This window comes from Paraburkholderia sp. Tr-20389, assembly GCF_017104565.1.
GTDB lineage: Bacteria > Pseudomonadota > Gammaproteobacteria > Burkholderiales > Burkholderiaceae > Paraburkholderia.
Window position 1 is genome coordinate 13,723 of sequence record NZ_JAAGPD010000084.1, and the last position, 14,666, is coordinate 28,388.

Here is a 14,666-nt window from a genome sequence, read left to right on the forward strand (position 1 = left end):
CTGATCGCCTCACGGCAGCCGATAGATGACCGGCAGTCGCGAGGCGATTCCGTTTGTTCCTGCTTGATTCCGCCTGATCCCGCTTGATTCCGCTTATGACGCGCAGGAAAGCGTGCGTCACATGCCGGACTTCCAGGGCCATGAAGGATACAGGCGATCATTGCTCTCGACACTTTCGCGTTGCAGATCGCCGGGCTCTTCGGCACGCTCGACATCGGCGGTATCGTTCGCGGGCGGTTCATCCGATGCCTGTGCGTATGCGGTCCTGTCGGCGGTCTGTGTGGGCTCATCGATGGAAGGCAGCGCATCGCCGAACCACTCGACTTCGTGCCTGATCGCCTCGACATAGCTGCGCCAGCCCGCAGGCTCGTCCGCAAACAGGTGGCTGCGCACCGCGAGCGCGAGACTGTCGTAATCCACCTTCTCTTCGAGCAGCAACGCAGGCCATGCGGCAAACGCTGCACTCGTGCGCTTCGCAAAGTCCGCAGCCTTCATATCGGGCGATACGGCCGCGAGCCACGCGTGCGCGGCAAGGTTCGCATGCGCGTTCAACAGGTCCTGCAAGGTGTGATTTGCCGTGTCTGCGGCAAGCGCCGCCGTGATGGCTTGCAGCGCGTCGCCGAGATGCAGCAGCAGCGCGCGTCGTTCGAAAGCGTCTTTCATCGAAGCATGTCCATGCGTAAGTCTTTCGTGCGCATGCAGATCGCGCGCGACGTAGAGCGAGAAGGTAGGGTCGGTTATCGTCGGCCGATGCAACCGCCGCGCTATGAGCGAACGCCGAAAAAGCCCTGCCACAGCGAATCGAACAGACCCGCGGCACGCGCATCGTGTACAGGCTTGTCCTGTTTTGCAGTTGAGGGCTGGGTTGGAGAAGGCGTCTCGTGATCGCTGGCTTCGGACGATGAGGCGACGTCGGCATCCGCGTGATCGGCGGATTCGCCCGTGTGCGCCGCTTGCCGTGCCTGCTGCAAGGCCCACACGCTATCGGCAATGCGTTGCGCCATGTCGGCGTCGCATTCGCGTCCGAGCAACACACCGAACAGCACGTCGCGGTTGTGCCCTTCGTCTGCGTAGCGCATCGCCACGCCGACCATCTGCGAGTACTTCGCTTCCGCTTCGGCCTTGGCCTTGCGGGCCCGCGCCGCCTCCACTTCCTGCTGGCGCTTCTGAAGCGCATCCCAGCGGCGCATTTCCTGCGCGTAGACGGCGTCGTAGACCTTGCGCTGCCCTTCGTCGGAGAGAATCGCGTACGCGTCCCTGATCTCCTGGAATGCCGCGCGGGCAGCCTCTTCCTGTCCGACGTTGCGGTCCGGGTGCCACTTCATCGCGGCCTTCCGGTACGCCCGTTTGATCTCTTCCCAGGTGGCGTCTTGAGACACGCCAAGCTTCGCGTAAAGGGTTGCCATGTCGCGTTGGGTTTCGGTTTGCGGTAACGGTCGCATTCATCGTAGCACGGCGTTCCGTGTTCATCGAAACAGCCTGGTCCGACGAAAAGCGACAAGAAAAGCGACGACCCGTCCGCGATGTCGGGCACCATTTTTGCAAAACGCTGTGCGATGCGCCTGTGAGCCGCGCATGAGCGAGCGCCGTCATGACGAAAGAGATCTCCCCTCGCGTACACCATCGCGATCCGGCCGGTCGTGCAGCTTCAGACGATCGTCCGGAAAAAGCGGGCGCGGAATCGCCCCACCTCGACGAAGACGAAAAAGATCAGGCCGCGCAGCACACGGCGCCGCACGCGCTGATGCTGCACGAGATCGTGCGGGAAGAAGGCGAAGCCGCGCTCGCGCGCAGCGTGATCGCGCTCGTGTGGTCGTCGCTCGCGGCGGGACTGTCGATGGGATTTTCCTTTCTCACGACGGCAGTTTTGCAAGCCGGCCTCCCCGATACGTCATGGCAGCATCTCGTCGCGAGCTTCGGCTACACGACGGGCTTCGTGATCGTCATCATGGGACGGCAGCAGCTTTTCAGCGAGAGCACGTTGACGGTGATTCTTCCCGTGCTCACGCGGCGCGAGCTGGATTGCCTGCTCAAGGCACTGCGGCTATGGATCGTCGTGCTCGTCTGCAACGTGATCGGCTCGTGGCTCTTCGCGGCCATGCTGCGTCTGCCCGGTGTATTCGAAGCGGAGGTCGTCGGCGCGCTCGACGAAACCGCGCGCTCGGCCATCGGTCCCGTCGATACATTTCCCACCTTCATGCGCGCGGTGTTCGGCGGATGGCTGATCGCGCTGATGGTGTGGCTGCTGCCGAGCGCACGCTCCGCGCGGCTTCTGACCGTCGTGCTGATCACATGGGTGGTGGCCGTCGCGAAGCTGTCGCACATCATCGCCGGGTCGACGGAAGTCGCATATGCGGTGCTGGCAGGCGACGCGTCGCTGCCCGACTACTTCAACCGCTTCCTGCTGCCGACGCTCGCGGGCAATGTGGTGGGCGGCATGTCGCTCGTCGCGCTGCTGAATCATGCCGCCATTGCGCCTGAAATCGGGGAGCGGCACTAAGCCATACGGTTTTGCTCTTCGGCATGCGATGCCGTTCTTCATGCGGCGTCGATATGCGTGTACGCACATCGATGACGCCCGCTCATGCAAATGTGCGCTCGCGCACATAGCGCGGCGCCCGCAAGTGCCTCGTCACACTTCCGACATATACCTCACGCAACATCGGTCCCCGGCAATAAAAAGTAAGAAACCCCGTAAGAAACCTCGCGTCCGGTCGCTTGCCGCTTTCCCGCTTCTGCCGTGCGCGCCCGGCGCCGCCCTCATCGCATCGTTCCTTTCAAGGATCCCTTCCGTGCTGCGCTCATCGCTTTTCTCCCGCACCATGATCGGTGCCGTCGCCTCGCTTGCGGCGCTCGCCGCGGCTCCCGCCGCTCACGCAACCGTCGAACTGATCGCGATCGGCAAGCTCGACGGCAATCTGCTCGACAAGTCGAAAGAGACGGCAGCCACGCTCGAAAACGGTGTGCCCGGCAATCTGCTCGGCGGCCTCGGCTCGGGCATCGGCTATGCGGGCTGCCATACGTTCGTCGCCGTGCCGGATCGCGGCCCGAATGCGGTCTCGTACAACAAGGCGATCGACGACACCGCTTCGTACATCAACCGCTTCCACACGCTGCGCCTGCATCTGAAGGACGCGCCGAAGGGTTCGGCGCTGCCGTTCACGCTGACGCCGAAGCTGATCGACACGACGCTGCTGCATACGTCGGACCGCCTCGTATACGGCTCGGGCTCGGCGTACAACGTGCCGAACGGCGCGCCGAAACTCAACCGCGACAACCACACGAATTACTTCACGGGCCGCTCGGACAATTTCGATCCGACGCATCTGTCGACGTATACCCTCGACGCCCGCTTCGATCCCGAAAGCATCCGCGTCGCGAACGACGGCGACAGCGTGTTCATCTCCGACGAATACGGCCCGTACGTCTATCGCTTCGACCGCAAGAGCGGCCGTCGCATCGCGACTTACAAGCTGCCCGACACGTTCGCTGTAGCGACGCTCTCGCCCGTCGGCGACACCGAGATCAGCGTCAACACCTCGGGCCGCGTCGCGAACAAGGGCATGGAAGGCCTTGCGATCTCGCCCGACGGCACGACGCTGTTCGGCGCGATGCAGAGTCCGCTGATTCAGGACGGCGGCACGAATGCGCGATACACGCGCATCGTGAAGATCGACATTCGTACGGGGCGCACGACGCAATACGCGTATCCGCTGACGAACATCGGCTCGGCAACGAAGCCGAAGTATCCGACCATCAGCGACGTGCTCGCGATCAACGATCATGAACTGCTCGTCGACGAGCGCGACGGCAAGGGGCTCGGCGACAATTCGACGGCGGTGTTCAAGCAGCTCAACCGCATCGACCTGACGGGCGCACAGGACGTCGGCCAGGCAAGCGGCGAAAGCGGACTCGCGCCGTTTGCGGTGAAGAAGACGCTGTTCCTCGATATCGTGGCGGCGCTGACGGCGAACGGCTACAACGCGAACGACATTCCCGCGAAGATCGAGGGCATCGCGTTCGGTCCGGATGTGACCGTGCACGGCGTGAAAAAGCACACGCTCTATGTCGCGAACGACAACGACTTCATCGGCACCGTCACCGACACGAACCATCCGTCGGGCATCGCGAATCCGAACCAGTTCTTCGTGTTCGCGATCGACGCCTCCGATCTGCCCGATTACGTCGCGCAGCGCCTGCCGGGCGTGTCGAAGAACGACCGCGATCACGATCACGACAGCGTCTGCGGCCGCGACGATGACGACGATCATGACCACGATCACGACGGTCACGGCCACTGATCGCGCACACTGAGTTCCTGCGTCCCTGACGGACGTTGTAGCAGGCCGGCCCGGCACTCTGCGGGCCGGCTCTTTTTTCTCGCGGTTGCGGCACCCGTAGCGGTGCAGCATCTGCACGGCCTGCTTCACGCGTATAGAATCGACGCATGAAGAAGCCCGCGTCTCTTCCCGTCGCGTCAGACACGTCGCCGCTCGCGGCCATCGGCGCCGGATTGCCGCTGCGTGCACCAGGCATCGCATCCGTTTCGCTTGCCATGGCGATCGCGCTCGTTGCGTGGCTCGGCTTCGCCGCGCAGACGGACATCACCGTGCATCGCATGCTGTCGCGCGGCTACGGCGTGCTCGACGGCATCGAACGGCTGACGAGTTACCTGACCAATCTGACCATCTTCACGTGCGCGCTGTGCTTCACGTGTGTGGGTTTCTTCGCGCGTGGCGGCACGCCCATCGTGCGCTTCTTCCGGCAACCCACCGTGGTGACGGCCGTCACCTGCTACATCGTGTTCGTCGGCTTCGCGTACAACCTGCTGCTGCGGCATCTGTGGACGCCGTCGGGCTGGCGCATGGTGCTCAACGAAAGCCTGCATACGCTCGTCCCGCTGCTCGCCGCGCTCTACTGGCTGTGGTTCGTGCCGCGCTTTCATCTGACGCTGCGCCATCTGCTGTGGTGGCTCGTCTATCCGCTCGGCTACCTCGCGCTGACGATGGCGCGCGGCGCGGCGTCGGACTTCTATCCTTATCCCTTCATCGACGTCGGCGAACTCGGCTACGAACGCGTGCTGATCAACGCGAGCCTGCTCGTACTGGCGTTTCTGCTGCTGATGGCCGTGTTCGCCGCAATCAATCACCGACGGCCGATGCCGTCCATCGCTTCTGCTTCTTCTCGCCCACAAGAGACCGATCATGACAACGACCCGGCGTGAGTTCATCGTAGCGGGGCTCGGCTCCGCGGTCGGTCTGTGCGCAGTGCTCGGCGCAAGCCGCGACGCGCGTGCCGATGACAAGCTCAGCGAAAGCGATCCCGCCGCGCAGGCGGTCGGCTATGTGAGCGCGGCCGCGAAAGTCGACAAGGCGCGCTTTCCAGCCTATACGGCAGGACAAACCTGCAGCAACTGCTCGCTCTTTCAGGGCAACCCGACGGACGCATGGGGCGGCTGCACGCTGTTCGGCACGAAACAGGTAGCAGGCGGCGGATGGTGCAGTTCTTACACGAACATGTAGCGCGTCCGCGTTTGAATCGGGTCGCGCGTTGGCGCGCGACGATGTTCGGTTAGTATTCGCTCTTACCTCTATTCCACATTGTCGCGAATGGCGTGGCGCCCTTGCGCCCTCGTGACGCCATTATGCTTGCCTGTCCGATGCCGGCGTCCAATGCGTTTTGCCGGCTGTGCTTCCTGTTGTCCTGCCGCGTTTCGCGGCGACGCGCTGCCCTATGCCGCCTGCTCGCGCTGGCCTGCGCGCTCGGCGCTGCAACGCAGGCATTCGCGCAAGGCGCTGTCACGCTTTACGGGCTGATCGATACCAGCATCGAAGTCACGAATCCCGGCAGCGGCTATGTCGCGCGCATGGACTCGGGCGCGTATCGAGGCACGCGCTTTGGTCTGCATGGCAGCGAGCCGCTCGGCGACGGCAACAGCCTCGTCTTCACACTCGAAAACGGCTTCGATTCGTCGAGCGGCGTGCTCTCGGTGCCGGGCAGCATCTTCAACCGGCAGGCGTGGATCGGCGCACACGGCGCATGGGGCGAACTGCGCATGGGCCGGCAGTACTCGCCCCTCTACATTCCGTTCAAGGGACAACTCGACGCATTCGGCGCCGGCACGATCGCGTCCGGCCTGAACAACCTGTCGAAGATCACACCCTATACCGACAACGCGTTTGCGTATCTGTCGCCGACGATCGCCGGCCTGTCCGTCACAGGCATGTACGCGCCGCGCGATCCCGGCGACGGCAACGGCATCGGCGGCTACTACGTGACGGCCGTATGGGCGCTAGGCGGCATGAAACTGCTGTACGCGCATCAGCAGACGCATGGGGACGGCGCGTTGCGCGCGAACTTCGCGGGAGCGTCGTATCAATGGGGCGCGTTGACGGGTTTTGTCGCGTACTTCAATGGCGACGGCGGGACGCCGCGTTATCACGACGACGGCCTCTCCGTGTCCGCGCAGTGGCAGATCACGCCGCAAGCGAGCGCGTCCGTCGGCTACGCGCATGCGCGCGACCGCAGCGGCGGCGACAACAACGCGGACCAGTTCAGCGTCGCGTTCGACTATCAACTATCGAAAGCGCTGCTGCTCTACCTGAGCGCCGCCGACCTGGAGAACCACGGGCAGGCGACGTTCACGCTGCGCGGCGTCAACGTGACGGGACTTCCTGTTGCCTATCCGGGCGCACCTGTGCGCGGCGTGCAGGTCGGGATGATCGAACGGTTCTAGGTCGATGCCATCGATGCACTATCTTGCGCGCTGAACCATCGTGCATCGCACGGCACCGGCTGATGCACGCAATTGATGGCACATGCATTGCGGACTTCATCCCTGTGTCGAACTGCATTCGAGAGATCCACACGATGAACCAGACTGCGTACCCTGTTCTTTCCGTCCCGCCGTTTCCCGTCGGCCTGCGTCTGCACACGCCGACGCCGCCGGAAGCCGACCCCGATCCTGCGCCGCCGCCCGACGACGATCCCGATCCGGGCCCCGGCTCACCGCCCATTCCCGAGCGTGAGCCGGATCGGGCACCGCCCGCTCACGAGCCGCCCGCAGGCGATCCACCCGGGCACGCTCCACCGATGCGCGCATCGCATGCATGACAATGACGGGATGGGCGGACCGCCGGCATCCTTGCCGGTCAGAGCTGCGAATCGAGCAAGGCGACCGCGCGATCGACGAGTTTCTCCGTCCACGGTCGCCCGTTCCAGTCTTCGAGCGTCACGCGTTTCGACTTCGCGAGGTCATTGGCGAAGATCTGCGTCTGACGGCGTGCGAACGCCTTGTCGTAGATGTTGAGGTTCGCTTCGTCGTTCAGCTTGAACGAGCGCATGTCGAAATTGGTCGAGCCGACCGACACGAGGAATTCGTCGACGACGAGCAGCTTGACGTGAAACATCGTCGGCTGATACTCGAACATCTGCACGCCCGCTTCCAGCAGCCGTCCCCAGCATGCGCGCGAGGCTTCGCGCACGGTATGCGTGTCGATGTGCCGGCCAGGCGTCAGGATCTTCACGTCGACGCCGCGCTTCGCCGCTTCGATGATCGCGTTGATCGTGAGTCGGTCCGGCACGAAATAGGCGCTGGCGAGATGAATCGAATGCGTCGCCGCCGTGATCGCCATCAGATACATCAACTGCATGTCGTCGCTGCCGCCCGAAGGTGAACTGCTGAACATGTGCGCGCGACCGTCGCCTGCTTCGTCCGGTTCAGGAAAATAGTCGGGACCATGCAATACATTGCCCGTCGTCTTGATCCAGTTGTCCATGAAAACCGCTTGCATGTGGCCGACCACAGGGCCCATCACGCGGAAATGGGTGTCGCGCCAGTGCGTGTCGTCCTGTGCATGCCCGGTCCATTCCTGCGCGATGCCGACGCCGCCCGTGAAGCCGATTCGTCCGTCGATCACGAGCAGCTTGCGGTGTGTGCGATCGTTCATGCGGCCGAGCCCGGTCCAGTGCGGCTTGTGGTACTGGATCACTTCGGCACCTGCATTTTTGAGCATCTGCAGATAGCGCCGATCCATTTTTTGCGAACCCAGCCAGTCCAGCAGCACATGCACTGAAATGCCGGCTTGCGCCTTCTCCGACAGTGCCTGCGCGACCTGTTCGCCGATCGCGCCGGACCAGTAGATGAACGTTTCGAACGTGATGGTTTTGCGCGCGCTCGCGATGCCTTCGAGCATCGACGGAAAAATCTCGTCGCCGTTGACGAGCACCTCGAAGCGATTGCCGGACGTGACGGGCGGCCCGAGCAGCAGACCCATCGAACGAATGAATTGCGGATCGTCGCTGCCGTACAGGCGCTCGATCTTGTGCTCGATCTTCTTTTCGCCCGTCGACAGATTGGCGATCACGAGCACGACGACGAGCGTGACGACGGCGGTGAGCAGGATCGTCAACATGCGCCGCGTCGAGCGGTGTCAGTGAGGGAACGGCGCGCACGGTGTCTCATGGGCGGGACGTCGCGCGCGCGGCTGCGGCGATGCATTACCAGTCCGGATTGTTCACTTCCTGGCGGTAGCCGTAGACGTTGTTCACGAGGCGATGCGGACGTCCCCCTGCCTGCATGACCTCCCGCCAGCCGCTCAGTATGGCGAGCGAATCGGTGTGCAACACCGCGTATGGCTTGCCGGCGACGTCGCTGCTTGCCGCAGCGCCAGGAAAGAGTTCGATCGCGGCGTCGTCGACCGCGATCAGCATGCGCATATCCGTTTGCAGAATCTGCATTTCATAACGCGTGGCGGGTGTCATGGCGCGGCTCCTCAGTGCATGCATCGGAATTGTTCTAGACCGTTGGAGGCCGACCATTGATGATCGACGGGCTGGCGACGACGGTTTTCGAAGGAACCGGACTTCATGTCGTTGCGACGGACGAAGTCCAGCCGCTTATAGCAAGCAAGCGGCATTCCAAATGCATGTTCCAGACGGGGCGACGCTTATGCGGGATGGCCGGCCGGCGCTTTGAAAAAAACGCCGACGGAAGGAGCGAAAATTACGCGACGCTGCTCGCTGGCTTGCGCCGAGAGGCGCGCCAGCGTGCTCTTGCGCTCCGCTTCGAGGAGTCAGTCGACGGGTAGCTGGTCGCAGGCGTTGGTCGCCGTCGACGCGCAGATGAACGAGTAATCGCCGCTCCACCGGACGGCAGCGGCGCTAGCGTGCACGGCGTCCTGGAAATCGGGCGACGTTTCCCACGCGATGTAGCCGGAGCACAGCACGGCGGACATCACGACCAGCGAAAAGGCAATTTTTTCAAAGATCTGAAAACGGGGCGACATGGCAATCTCTTCGTGTGAACCGGCATTTTATCTCAATGCCAGGGTTTTCACCTACCCGAAATTGCGGCTTTGCAACATGCCGGTGCGAACAGGCACGTTGTCGTGTGCACCGGAAAATTCGAAAAACGCGCGAATGGGTGCGCTCCAGCGTTGAACGCGGAAGCAGCGCGCCCGAGCCGGGCAGTTCGCAGATCGAGTAACGGTGTACTTGAGTTCGCGTCTTCAGTGCAGATTATTCCGCGCGAGATGTGATTGACGGGAAAAGCGGTATCGGCGATGAACGGTCGTGCACTGCGCTGCGATGCAGGAACCGGAACTCAGCCCACATGCACGACAGTGCATCGCAGTTCGGAGCGGTAGAGTACTTGTCAGGCGTGCTGCGTCTGCGAAGAGCGCTGTGCAGGTTGCGCACGAGGCGCCTCCACCGTTTTGCAGCCTGCCTCTTCGAGCACGGCCCGCGCGTGCTCGCGCATGTCATCCGCAGCGAGTTGCGCGTCCGCTCCGCTCACCCAGACCGCGAGCCGGACCGCCGCGCCCCCGCCGCGCCGATAGTCGGCCGCCGTCACCACAGGCGCGAGCGTCGTGCCTCCGAGCACGCGCGGATCGCCGGCGATCATCTTCTTGAGCGCATCGATCGCGCATGCGACGTCCGTGCGCTGCGCGATCGCCACTTCCACCTCCACGCGCTGCGTGCCGCCGCTGCTGTAGTTGATCACGGGATTGCTCCAGATCTGGCTGTTCGGCACGAACACGGCATTGCCGTCGCTACGTTCGATGCGCGTCGTGAAGAGCCCCACTTCGCGCACGATGCCTGCCGTCGCTCCCGTGCCTTCGATCACGTCGCCGGCACGAAACGGCCGCAGCATCAGCAACATAATGCCGGCCGCAATATTCTGCAGCGTGCCTTGCAGTGCGAGACCGATCGCGAGGCCGGCAGCACCGAGCACAGCCAGCACACTCGCTGTCGCGACGCCGACCTCGCTGAGCGCGGCGAACAGGACGAGCACGCGTATGGTCCATGTGCCGATTGCATTGACCATCGGCGCAAGTGTCGGATCCGCACGCGTGCGCGACATCGCCGTCGACAGCAGCGAGCCGATCCGGTTGGACAGCCACCAGCCGACGATCAGTATCAGGATCGCCACGCCCGCATGCATCAGGTCATGCGTGAGCGACACGATCAGCGAAGGTTGCAGGTGAAACAGGCGAGCGATCAGATCATCCATGATGAGTTTTGTTTGAAGAAAATGTCCCGATGCATGCGATATGAATCCCCAGACGGGTCGCCATGCGGCTCACGCGCAGGCCACGTAACATCGCGTAACGTGCCGCCGTCGATCGGCGTCGAAAGCAGATCGGCAAGCCCGACTCACTTGCTCTACACTTGGCGGCCCGAATGAAGTGTCGACAGAACACGCGTTCTGCCGCGCTTTTCCCGCCCAATGCATTTGCAAATGCGGTGCCTGAATAAAGGCATGCCGCGCGACCGCAGTCGGCCCGTTATATGGGACGACGCTCCATCTATCGATGAACACACCGCCCGCCGACTCCAGCGACCCGACGCATCCCACCACCGGCGAACCCGCCGACACCTTCGACATCCTCGTCGACAAGGTCGATCGCGAACCCGAAATCAGCCTCCCGCGACAGAAGCCGTTTCAGCGTTTCTGGTGCACGCGCGTGCTGTCGTCGCTGTCGTTCCAGATGCTGGCCGTCGCGATGGGCTGGCACATCTACGCGCTCACCCATAGCGCGTTCGCGCTCGGCCTCGTCGGCCTTGCCCAGTTCCTGCCGATGTTCGTGCTGACACTCGTCGTCGGCCAGGTCGCGGACCGCTACGACCGGCGGCGCATCGCTGCCATCTGCCAGGGGCTCGAATGCGCAGCCGCGGCCCTCTTCGCGTGGGGGACGTTCGGCGACTGGATCAGCGCGCCCGTGATCTACGTGCTCGCTGCCTGCGTGGGCGCGGCGCGCGCGTTCGAGTCGCCCGCTGTCGCTTCGCTGCTGCCGGGTGTCGTGCCGCGTGCGCAGCTGTCGCAGGCGACGGCATGGGCGACCTCCGCGAACCAGGCCGCGCAGATCGGCGGTCCTGCGCTGGGCGGCCTGCTCTATGGCATCGGTCCTGGCGCGGCGTATCTCGCGTGCACGCTGTCGTTCGCGCTCGCATCGGCGGCCGTGAGCACGATTCCGCTGCGCACGAATCCCATGCCGCGCGCGCCCGTCACGCTCGAATCGGTGTTCTCGGGCGTACGTTTCATCCGCAGCCAGCCGGTGATTCTCGGCGCGCTGTCGCTTGATCTGTTCGCCGTGCTGTTCGGCGGCGCGACGGCCCTGCTGCCGATCTTCGCGCGCGATGTACTGCACGCCGGACCGCTCGGCTTGGGTCTGCTGCGCTCGGCATCGGCCGTCGGCGCACTCGGCGGCACGATCTGGCTCGCGCATTTCCCGCTGCGTAACCGGCCGGGCGCCGCGATGTTCGGTGGCGTGATCGCGTTCGGCATCGCGACACTCGTGTTCGGCTTGTCTCATTCGTTCATCGTGTCGCTGCTCGCGCTCATGGCGCTCGGCGCATCGGATGTGATCAGCGTCGTCGTGCGGTTGTCGCTCGTGCAGTTGCGTACGCCCGACGACATGCTCGGCCGCGTGAGCGCCGTCAACTCGCTGTTTATCGGCACGTCCAATCAGCTGGGCGAATTCGAATCGGGTCTCACTGCAGGCTGGTGGGGCGCGCAACCGGCCGTGCTGGTCGGCGGTTGCGCGACGATTGCGATTGCGCTGTTGTGGATGAAGCTCTTCCCCGAATTGCGCCGCACGCGAACGCTCGAACGCGAAGAGCATGGCGGCGGTGCCGCTGCATAGGCATCACCGGCGCAAGAAAGGACCAGGCGCGTTCATTGCAAAGAGGCTGGCAGATCGGCTGCGCACGCACGCTGCGCGGTCATCCAGGCCAAGGAGATGCTCATGCAAAGGACCCCACGCGCCCACTCCATTCGTTCGTTGCGAGCTATCGCTGCCTCGCTCGTCGCGCTCGCGACGGCTATCGCCACGCCGCTCACCGCGAGCGCCGATGATGCGCCGAGCCCCTGCGCCGCGCTCAAACGCATCGTCGCAGCCGCGCCCACGGGCTTTTCCCAACTGACGCCGGACGATGGCAAAGGCATCGCGCAGCCGTACGGCAGCGATGCACAATGCGGCGCGTCCCAAGGCAGCTACGCGTGTTCATGGACGCCGAGCGGCGGCGCGGGTTCGAGCACGACGGCCTTGCAGGCTGTCGCGGCCGACATCGCCTCCTGTCTGCCCGACGCGACGCACGACGTGAATTCGCCCGCGCGGCAGCACTTCTATATCGGCTCACGTGAAGCGCGTACGCAGATCACCGCGATGCCCGCCGGCGCGAACAAGCTGAAACTGATCGTGTCGGGCAAGTAACGTTGCCCGCGCCTCGCGCGCTAGTCGATGCGATACCAGACGCGGATACCCGAGTACCAGTGACTCACGCTCGTATCGTCGCCGGAACCGAATGTCGACAGGCTTTCCACGTTGATCACATCGACCTTCTGCTCGGCGATCCACGCGTTCGCGCGATCGACGAGAGCAGCGGCATTCTCATACACATGTCCTCGGATCATGTGACGCTGCAATACCTGACGTTCGAAATCCTGGAAGGCAATTTTGCTCATGAGTTGTCTCCGTCGGGCTGTTTTTAATGTAGGCGCCCGTCGACGAGTCTATCAACGGCAGTACGGGACCGGCAATTGCTGGATCAAGGCAGACTTTGTTCAAGGAGCATCCCATGAGCAGCCCAAAGCAGGATACGGCCACCACGGCCAGCCCCGGCGGCGATCTCGAACATCCGAAGCATCCCGCTCACAGCGACAACGAAAAGAGCAAAATGCCCGAACGCCAGGACGAACACCGCAAGCAGTCCCCCGCTGACCGGCCCGGTAAAAAACCCGGCGAAGGCGAACCGTCCGTCGGCTGATGCATTCGCGCGCGGGCGGCGACATTTGCAGCAAGAAATACGGCGGCCCGCATCGTTTGCGGGACTGTCGTATTTTTTCGCCGCAAAACCGCGCATTGTCTGCCGCACGCGCGCATCGAAGCCGCATTTTTTACTGAATTATTTCTGGTTATTTTTCCGAGCCCTTCATCTACCTTGCTCCCAGCAGCGGAATATTTCGTAACAGGAATGCTCGCTGCATCTGGATCATGGAGGGAGCGGAGAACAATGACGACATCCTGCAAGGTTTCCATTTGCGTCCCGACATACAACCGGCCTGAATTGCTTGTCGAATGTCTGGACTCGTGTCTGGCGCAGACACACACGAACCTAGAAATACTGATCGGCGACGATTCGAGCGACACGCGCACGCAGCAGTTGATTGCCGCGCGCTACGCGCATGACGCGCGCATCCGATACGTCAGGAACGAACCGTCGCTGGGACAGGCGCGCAACGTCGCGAGTCTTTTCGCGCGTGCGACGGGCGACAAGATCGCGTTGATTCACGACGACGATTACTTTACGAACGATGGCATCGAGAGTCTTCTGACGCTGTGGCAACAGCATCCGCAGCTCGAGGTCGCATTCGCCGATCAATACGAAGTCGACGCGCAAGGCAACTTCGACGCGGCGAAAAGCGCCGCTGTGAATGCGGCTTTCCATCGCAACGCAGCCGCGCAAGGCCTGCAGGCGCAGCCAGGACGCACGGGTCTCGTGCAGATGTTCCCGAATAACGGCTGGATGGCGAATGCCGATCTCGTCAAACGCATCAGCTATCGCGATGACGTCGGTACGTGCTGCGACTACGTGTTCGGCTCCGAGTTGTGTCTCGCCGCATCGCAGGTGTATTACCTGCATCGCTATGTGTCGTACTACCGCAAAACGGACTTGTCCGTTTCGGGTCGCTCCCGAGGCTCGGCGTTCTCTGCTTCGATGACGGCGTTCGAATTCGTGTCGCGGCTGACGCTCGATGTATCGCTCGAACCCGCTCGACGGCTCGCATTGCGCAGGCTCGCACCAATCGTCGTGTCGCTGTACGCGAAGAACGATGCGCCGCTCGCCGCACTGCGAGTGGCGTTCGAGCATCTGTATGCATATGGGTACGGCTTCGATGCACGGCTCTACTATCATCTGTCGCTAATCGCACGCGCATGCATTCCGACGAAGTCGCGTGGACTGCCGCCATCGGCACCGCGCTTTCCATAAACGCACGGTGCAATAAAAAAGCGGCTCTATCGAAGAGCCGCTTTTTGTATTTGTGCGCCCAGCATGGGCGCACTCCTGCGGGTGCAAGTCCCGCCATAAGCTGGTCACAGCGAATGAAGTGAAGCGCAACTGCATGAGGGCGACCGAGTGTGGGGAGGAAGCGTGGAGCGTAA

At 63.1% G+C, this 14,666-nt stretch carries 18 protein-coding genes; 11 read left to right on the forward strand and 7 right to left on the reverse strand.

Annotated features, from left to right (window positions below; genetic code table 11):
* Positions 1-117: 117 nt before the first annotated feature.
* Together G3N95_RS39470 and G3N95_RS39475 are read right to left on the reverse strand one after the other, a co-directional pair.
* On the reverse strand, positions 118-663 hold the full coding sequence (locus G3N95_RS39470) for a hypothetical protein (protein WP_205975487.1): 546 nt from the start codon (positions 661-663) through the stop codon (positions 118-120).
* A 101-nt stretch (positions 664-764) separates the two neighbouring features.
* Positions 765-1,406 (reverse strand): J domain-containing protein, encoded by a 642-nt coding sequence (locus tag G3N95_RS39475; RefSeq protein WP_205975488.1) that lies wholly within the window; start codon positions 1,404-1,406, stop codon positions 765-767.
* A gap of 185 nt (positions 1,407-1,591) precedes the next feature.
* Here G3N95_RS39475 and G3N95_RS39480 point away from each other — a divergent pair, with 185 nt between their 5' ends.
* From G3N95_RS39480 to G3N95_RS39505, 6 genes are all read left to right on the forward strand, one after another.
* Entirely contained in the window at positions 1,592-2,500 is a 909-nt protein-coding gene (locus G3N95_RS39480) for a formate/nitrite transporter family protein (RefSeq protein WP_205975489.1), read from the forward strand.
* Between the two features lie 292 nt (positions 2,501-2,792).
* On the forward strand, positions 2,793-4,301 hold the full coding sequence (locus G3N95_RS39485; protein WP_205975490.1) for an esterase-like activity of phytase family protein: 1,509 nt from the start codon (positions 2,793-2,795) through the stop codon (positions 4,299-4,301).
* Positions 4,302-4,447: 146 nt separating this feature from the next.
* A complete protein-coding gene (locus G3N95_RS39490) occupies positions 4,448-5,224 on the forward strand; it encodes a Pr6Pr family membrane protein (protein ID WP_205975491.1) in 777 nt (258 codons plus the stop codon).
* A complete protein-coding gene (locus G3N95_RS39495) occupies positions 5,205-5,522 on the forward strand; it encodes a high-potential iron-sulfur protein (protein WP_205975492.1) in 318 nt (105 codons plus the stop codon). The genes G3N95_RS39490 and G3N95_RS39495 overlap by 20 nt, the downstream gene beginning before the upstream one ends.
* A 137-nt stretch (positions 5,523-5,659) precedes the next feature.
* The gene (locus tag G3N95_RS39500; protein ID WP_241019198.1) at positions 5,660-6,736 is read left to right on the forward strand and encodes a porin; all 1,077 of its coding nucleotides are present in this window, start codon (positions 5,660-5,662) and stop codon (positions 6,734-6,736) included.
* Positions 6,737-6,798: 62 nt separating this feature from the next.
* Positions 6,799-7,113: a hypothetical protein gene (locus tag G3N95_RS39505; protein ID WP_241019199.1), complete on the forward strand. Its 315-nt coding sequence runs from the start codon at positions 6,799-6,801 to the stop codon at positions 7,111-7,113.
* A gap of 38 nt (positions 7,114-7,151) precedes the next feature.
* Here G3N95_RS39505 and cls read toward each other — a convergent pair whose 3' ends face one another.
* Together cls and G3N95_RS39515 are read right to left on the reverse strand one after the other, a co-directional pair.
* Positions 7,152-8,414 (reverse strand): cardiolipin synthase, encoded by a 1,263-nt coding sequence (cls, locus tag G3N95_RS39510; RefSeq protein ID WP_205975493.1) that lies wholly within the window; start codon positions 8,412-8,414, stop codon positions 7,152-7,154.
* Between the two features lie 85 nt (positions 8,415-8,499).
* On the reverse strand, positions 8,500-8,763 hold the full coding sequence (locus G3N95_RS39515) for a hypothetical protein (RefSeq protein ID WP_205975494.1): 264 nt from the start codon (positions 8,761-8,763) through the stop codon (positions 8,500-8,502).
* Positions 8,764-8,822: 59 nt separating this feature from the next.
* Here G3N95_RS39515 and G3N95_RS39520 point away from each other — a divergent pair, with 59 nt between their 5' ends.
* Positions 8,823-9,089 carry a hypothetical protein gene (locus G3N95_RS39520; protein WP_205975495.1) on the forward strand — a complete coding sequence of 89 codons (267 nt, stop codon included), beginning with the start codon at positions 8,823-8,825 and terminating at the stop codon, positions 9,087-9,089.
* Here the strand turns inward: G3N95_RS39520 and G3N95_RS39525 are convergent.
* Positions 9,075-9,287 (reverse strand): hypothetical protein, encoded by a 213-nt coding sequence (locus G3N95_RS39525; protein ID WP_205975496.1) that lies wholly within the window; start codon positions 9,285-9,287, stop codon positions 9,075-9,077. The genes G3N95_RS39520 and G3N95_RS39525 overlap by 15 nt on opposite strands.
* A 368-nt stretch (positions 9,288-9,655) precedes the next feature.
* Positions 9,656-10,513 carry a mechanosensitive ion channel family protein gene (locus G3N95_RS39530; RefSeq protein ID WP_205975497.1) on the reverse strand — a complete coding sequence of 286 codons (858 nt, stop codon included), beginning with the start codon at positions 10,511-10,513 and terminating at the stop codon, positions 9,656-9,658.
* Between the two features lie 301 nt (positions 10,514-10,814).
* On the opposite strand from G3N95_RS39530, the gene G3N95_RS39535 reads away from it, so the two are divergent.
* Together G3N95_RS39535 and G3N95_RS39540 are read left to right on the forward strand one after the other, a co-directional pair.
* Entirely contained in the window at positions 10,815-12,146 is a 1,332-nt protein-coding gene (locus tag G3N95_RS39535) for an MFS transporter (protein WP_241019200.1), read from the forward strand.
* A gap of 102 nt (positions 12,147-12,248) precedes the next feature.
* Positions 12,249-12,716 (forward strand): hypothetical protein, encoded by a 468-nt coding sequence (locus tag G3N95_RS39540; RefSeq protein ID WP_205975498.1) that lies wholly within the window; start codon positions 12,249-12,251, stop codon positions 12,714-12,716.
* Positions 12,717-12,736: 20 nt separating this feature from the next.
* On the opposite strand, the gene G3N95_RS39545 is transcribed toward G3N95_RS39540, so the two are convergent.
* Complete coding sequence (locus tag G3N95_RS39545) at positions 12,737-12,967, reverse strand: hypothetical protein (RefSeq protein ID WP_205975499.1); 231 nt, start codon at positions 12,965-12,967, stop codon at positions 12,737-12,739.
* 113 nt (positions 12,968-13,080) lie between these two features.
* Between G3N95_RS39545 and G3N95_RS39550 the strand changes: the two genes are divergently transcribed.
* Together G3N95_RS39550 and G3N95_RS39555 are read left to right on the forward strand one after the other, a co-directional pair.
* Positions 13,081-13,269 (forward strand): hypothetical protein, encoded by a 189-nt coding sequence (locus tag G3N95_RS39550; RefSeq protein ID WP_205975500.1) that lies wholly within the window; start codon positions 13,081-13,083, stop codon positions 13,267-13,269.
* A 246-nt stretch (positions 13,270-13,515) separates the two neighbouring features.
* Entirely contained in the window at positions 13,516-14,493 is a 978-nt protein-coding gene (locus G3N95_RS39555; RefSeq protein ID WP_205975501.1) for a glycosyltransferase family 2 protein, read from the forward strand.
* The last annotated feature ends 173 nt before the right edge of the window (positions 14,494-14,666 follow it).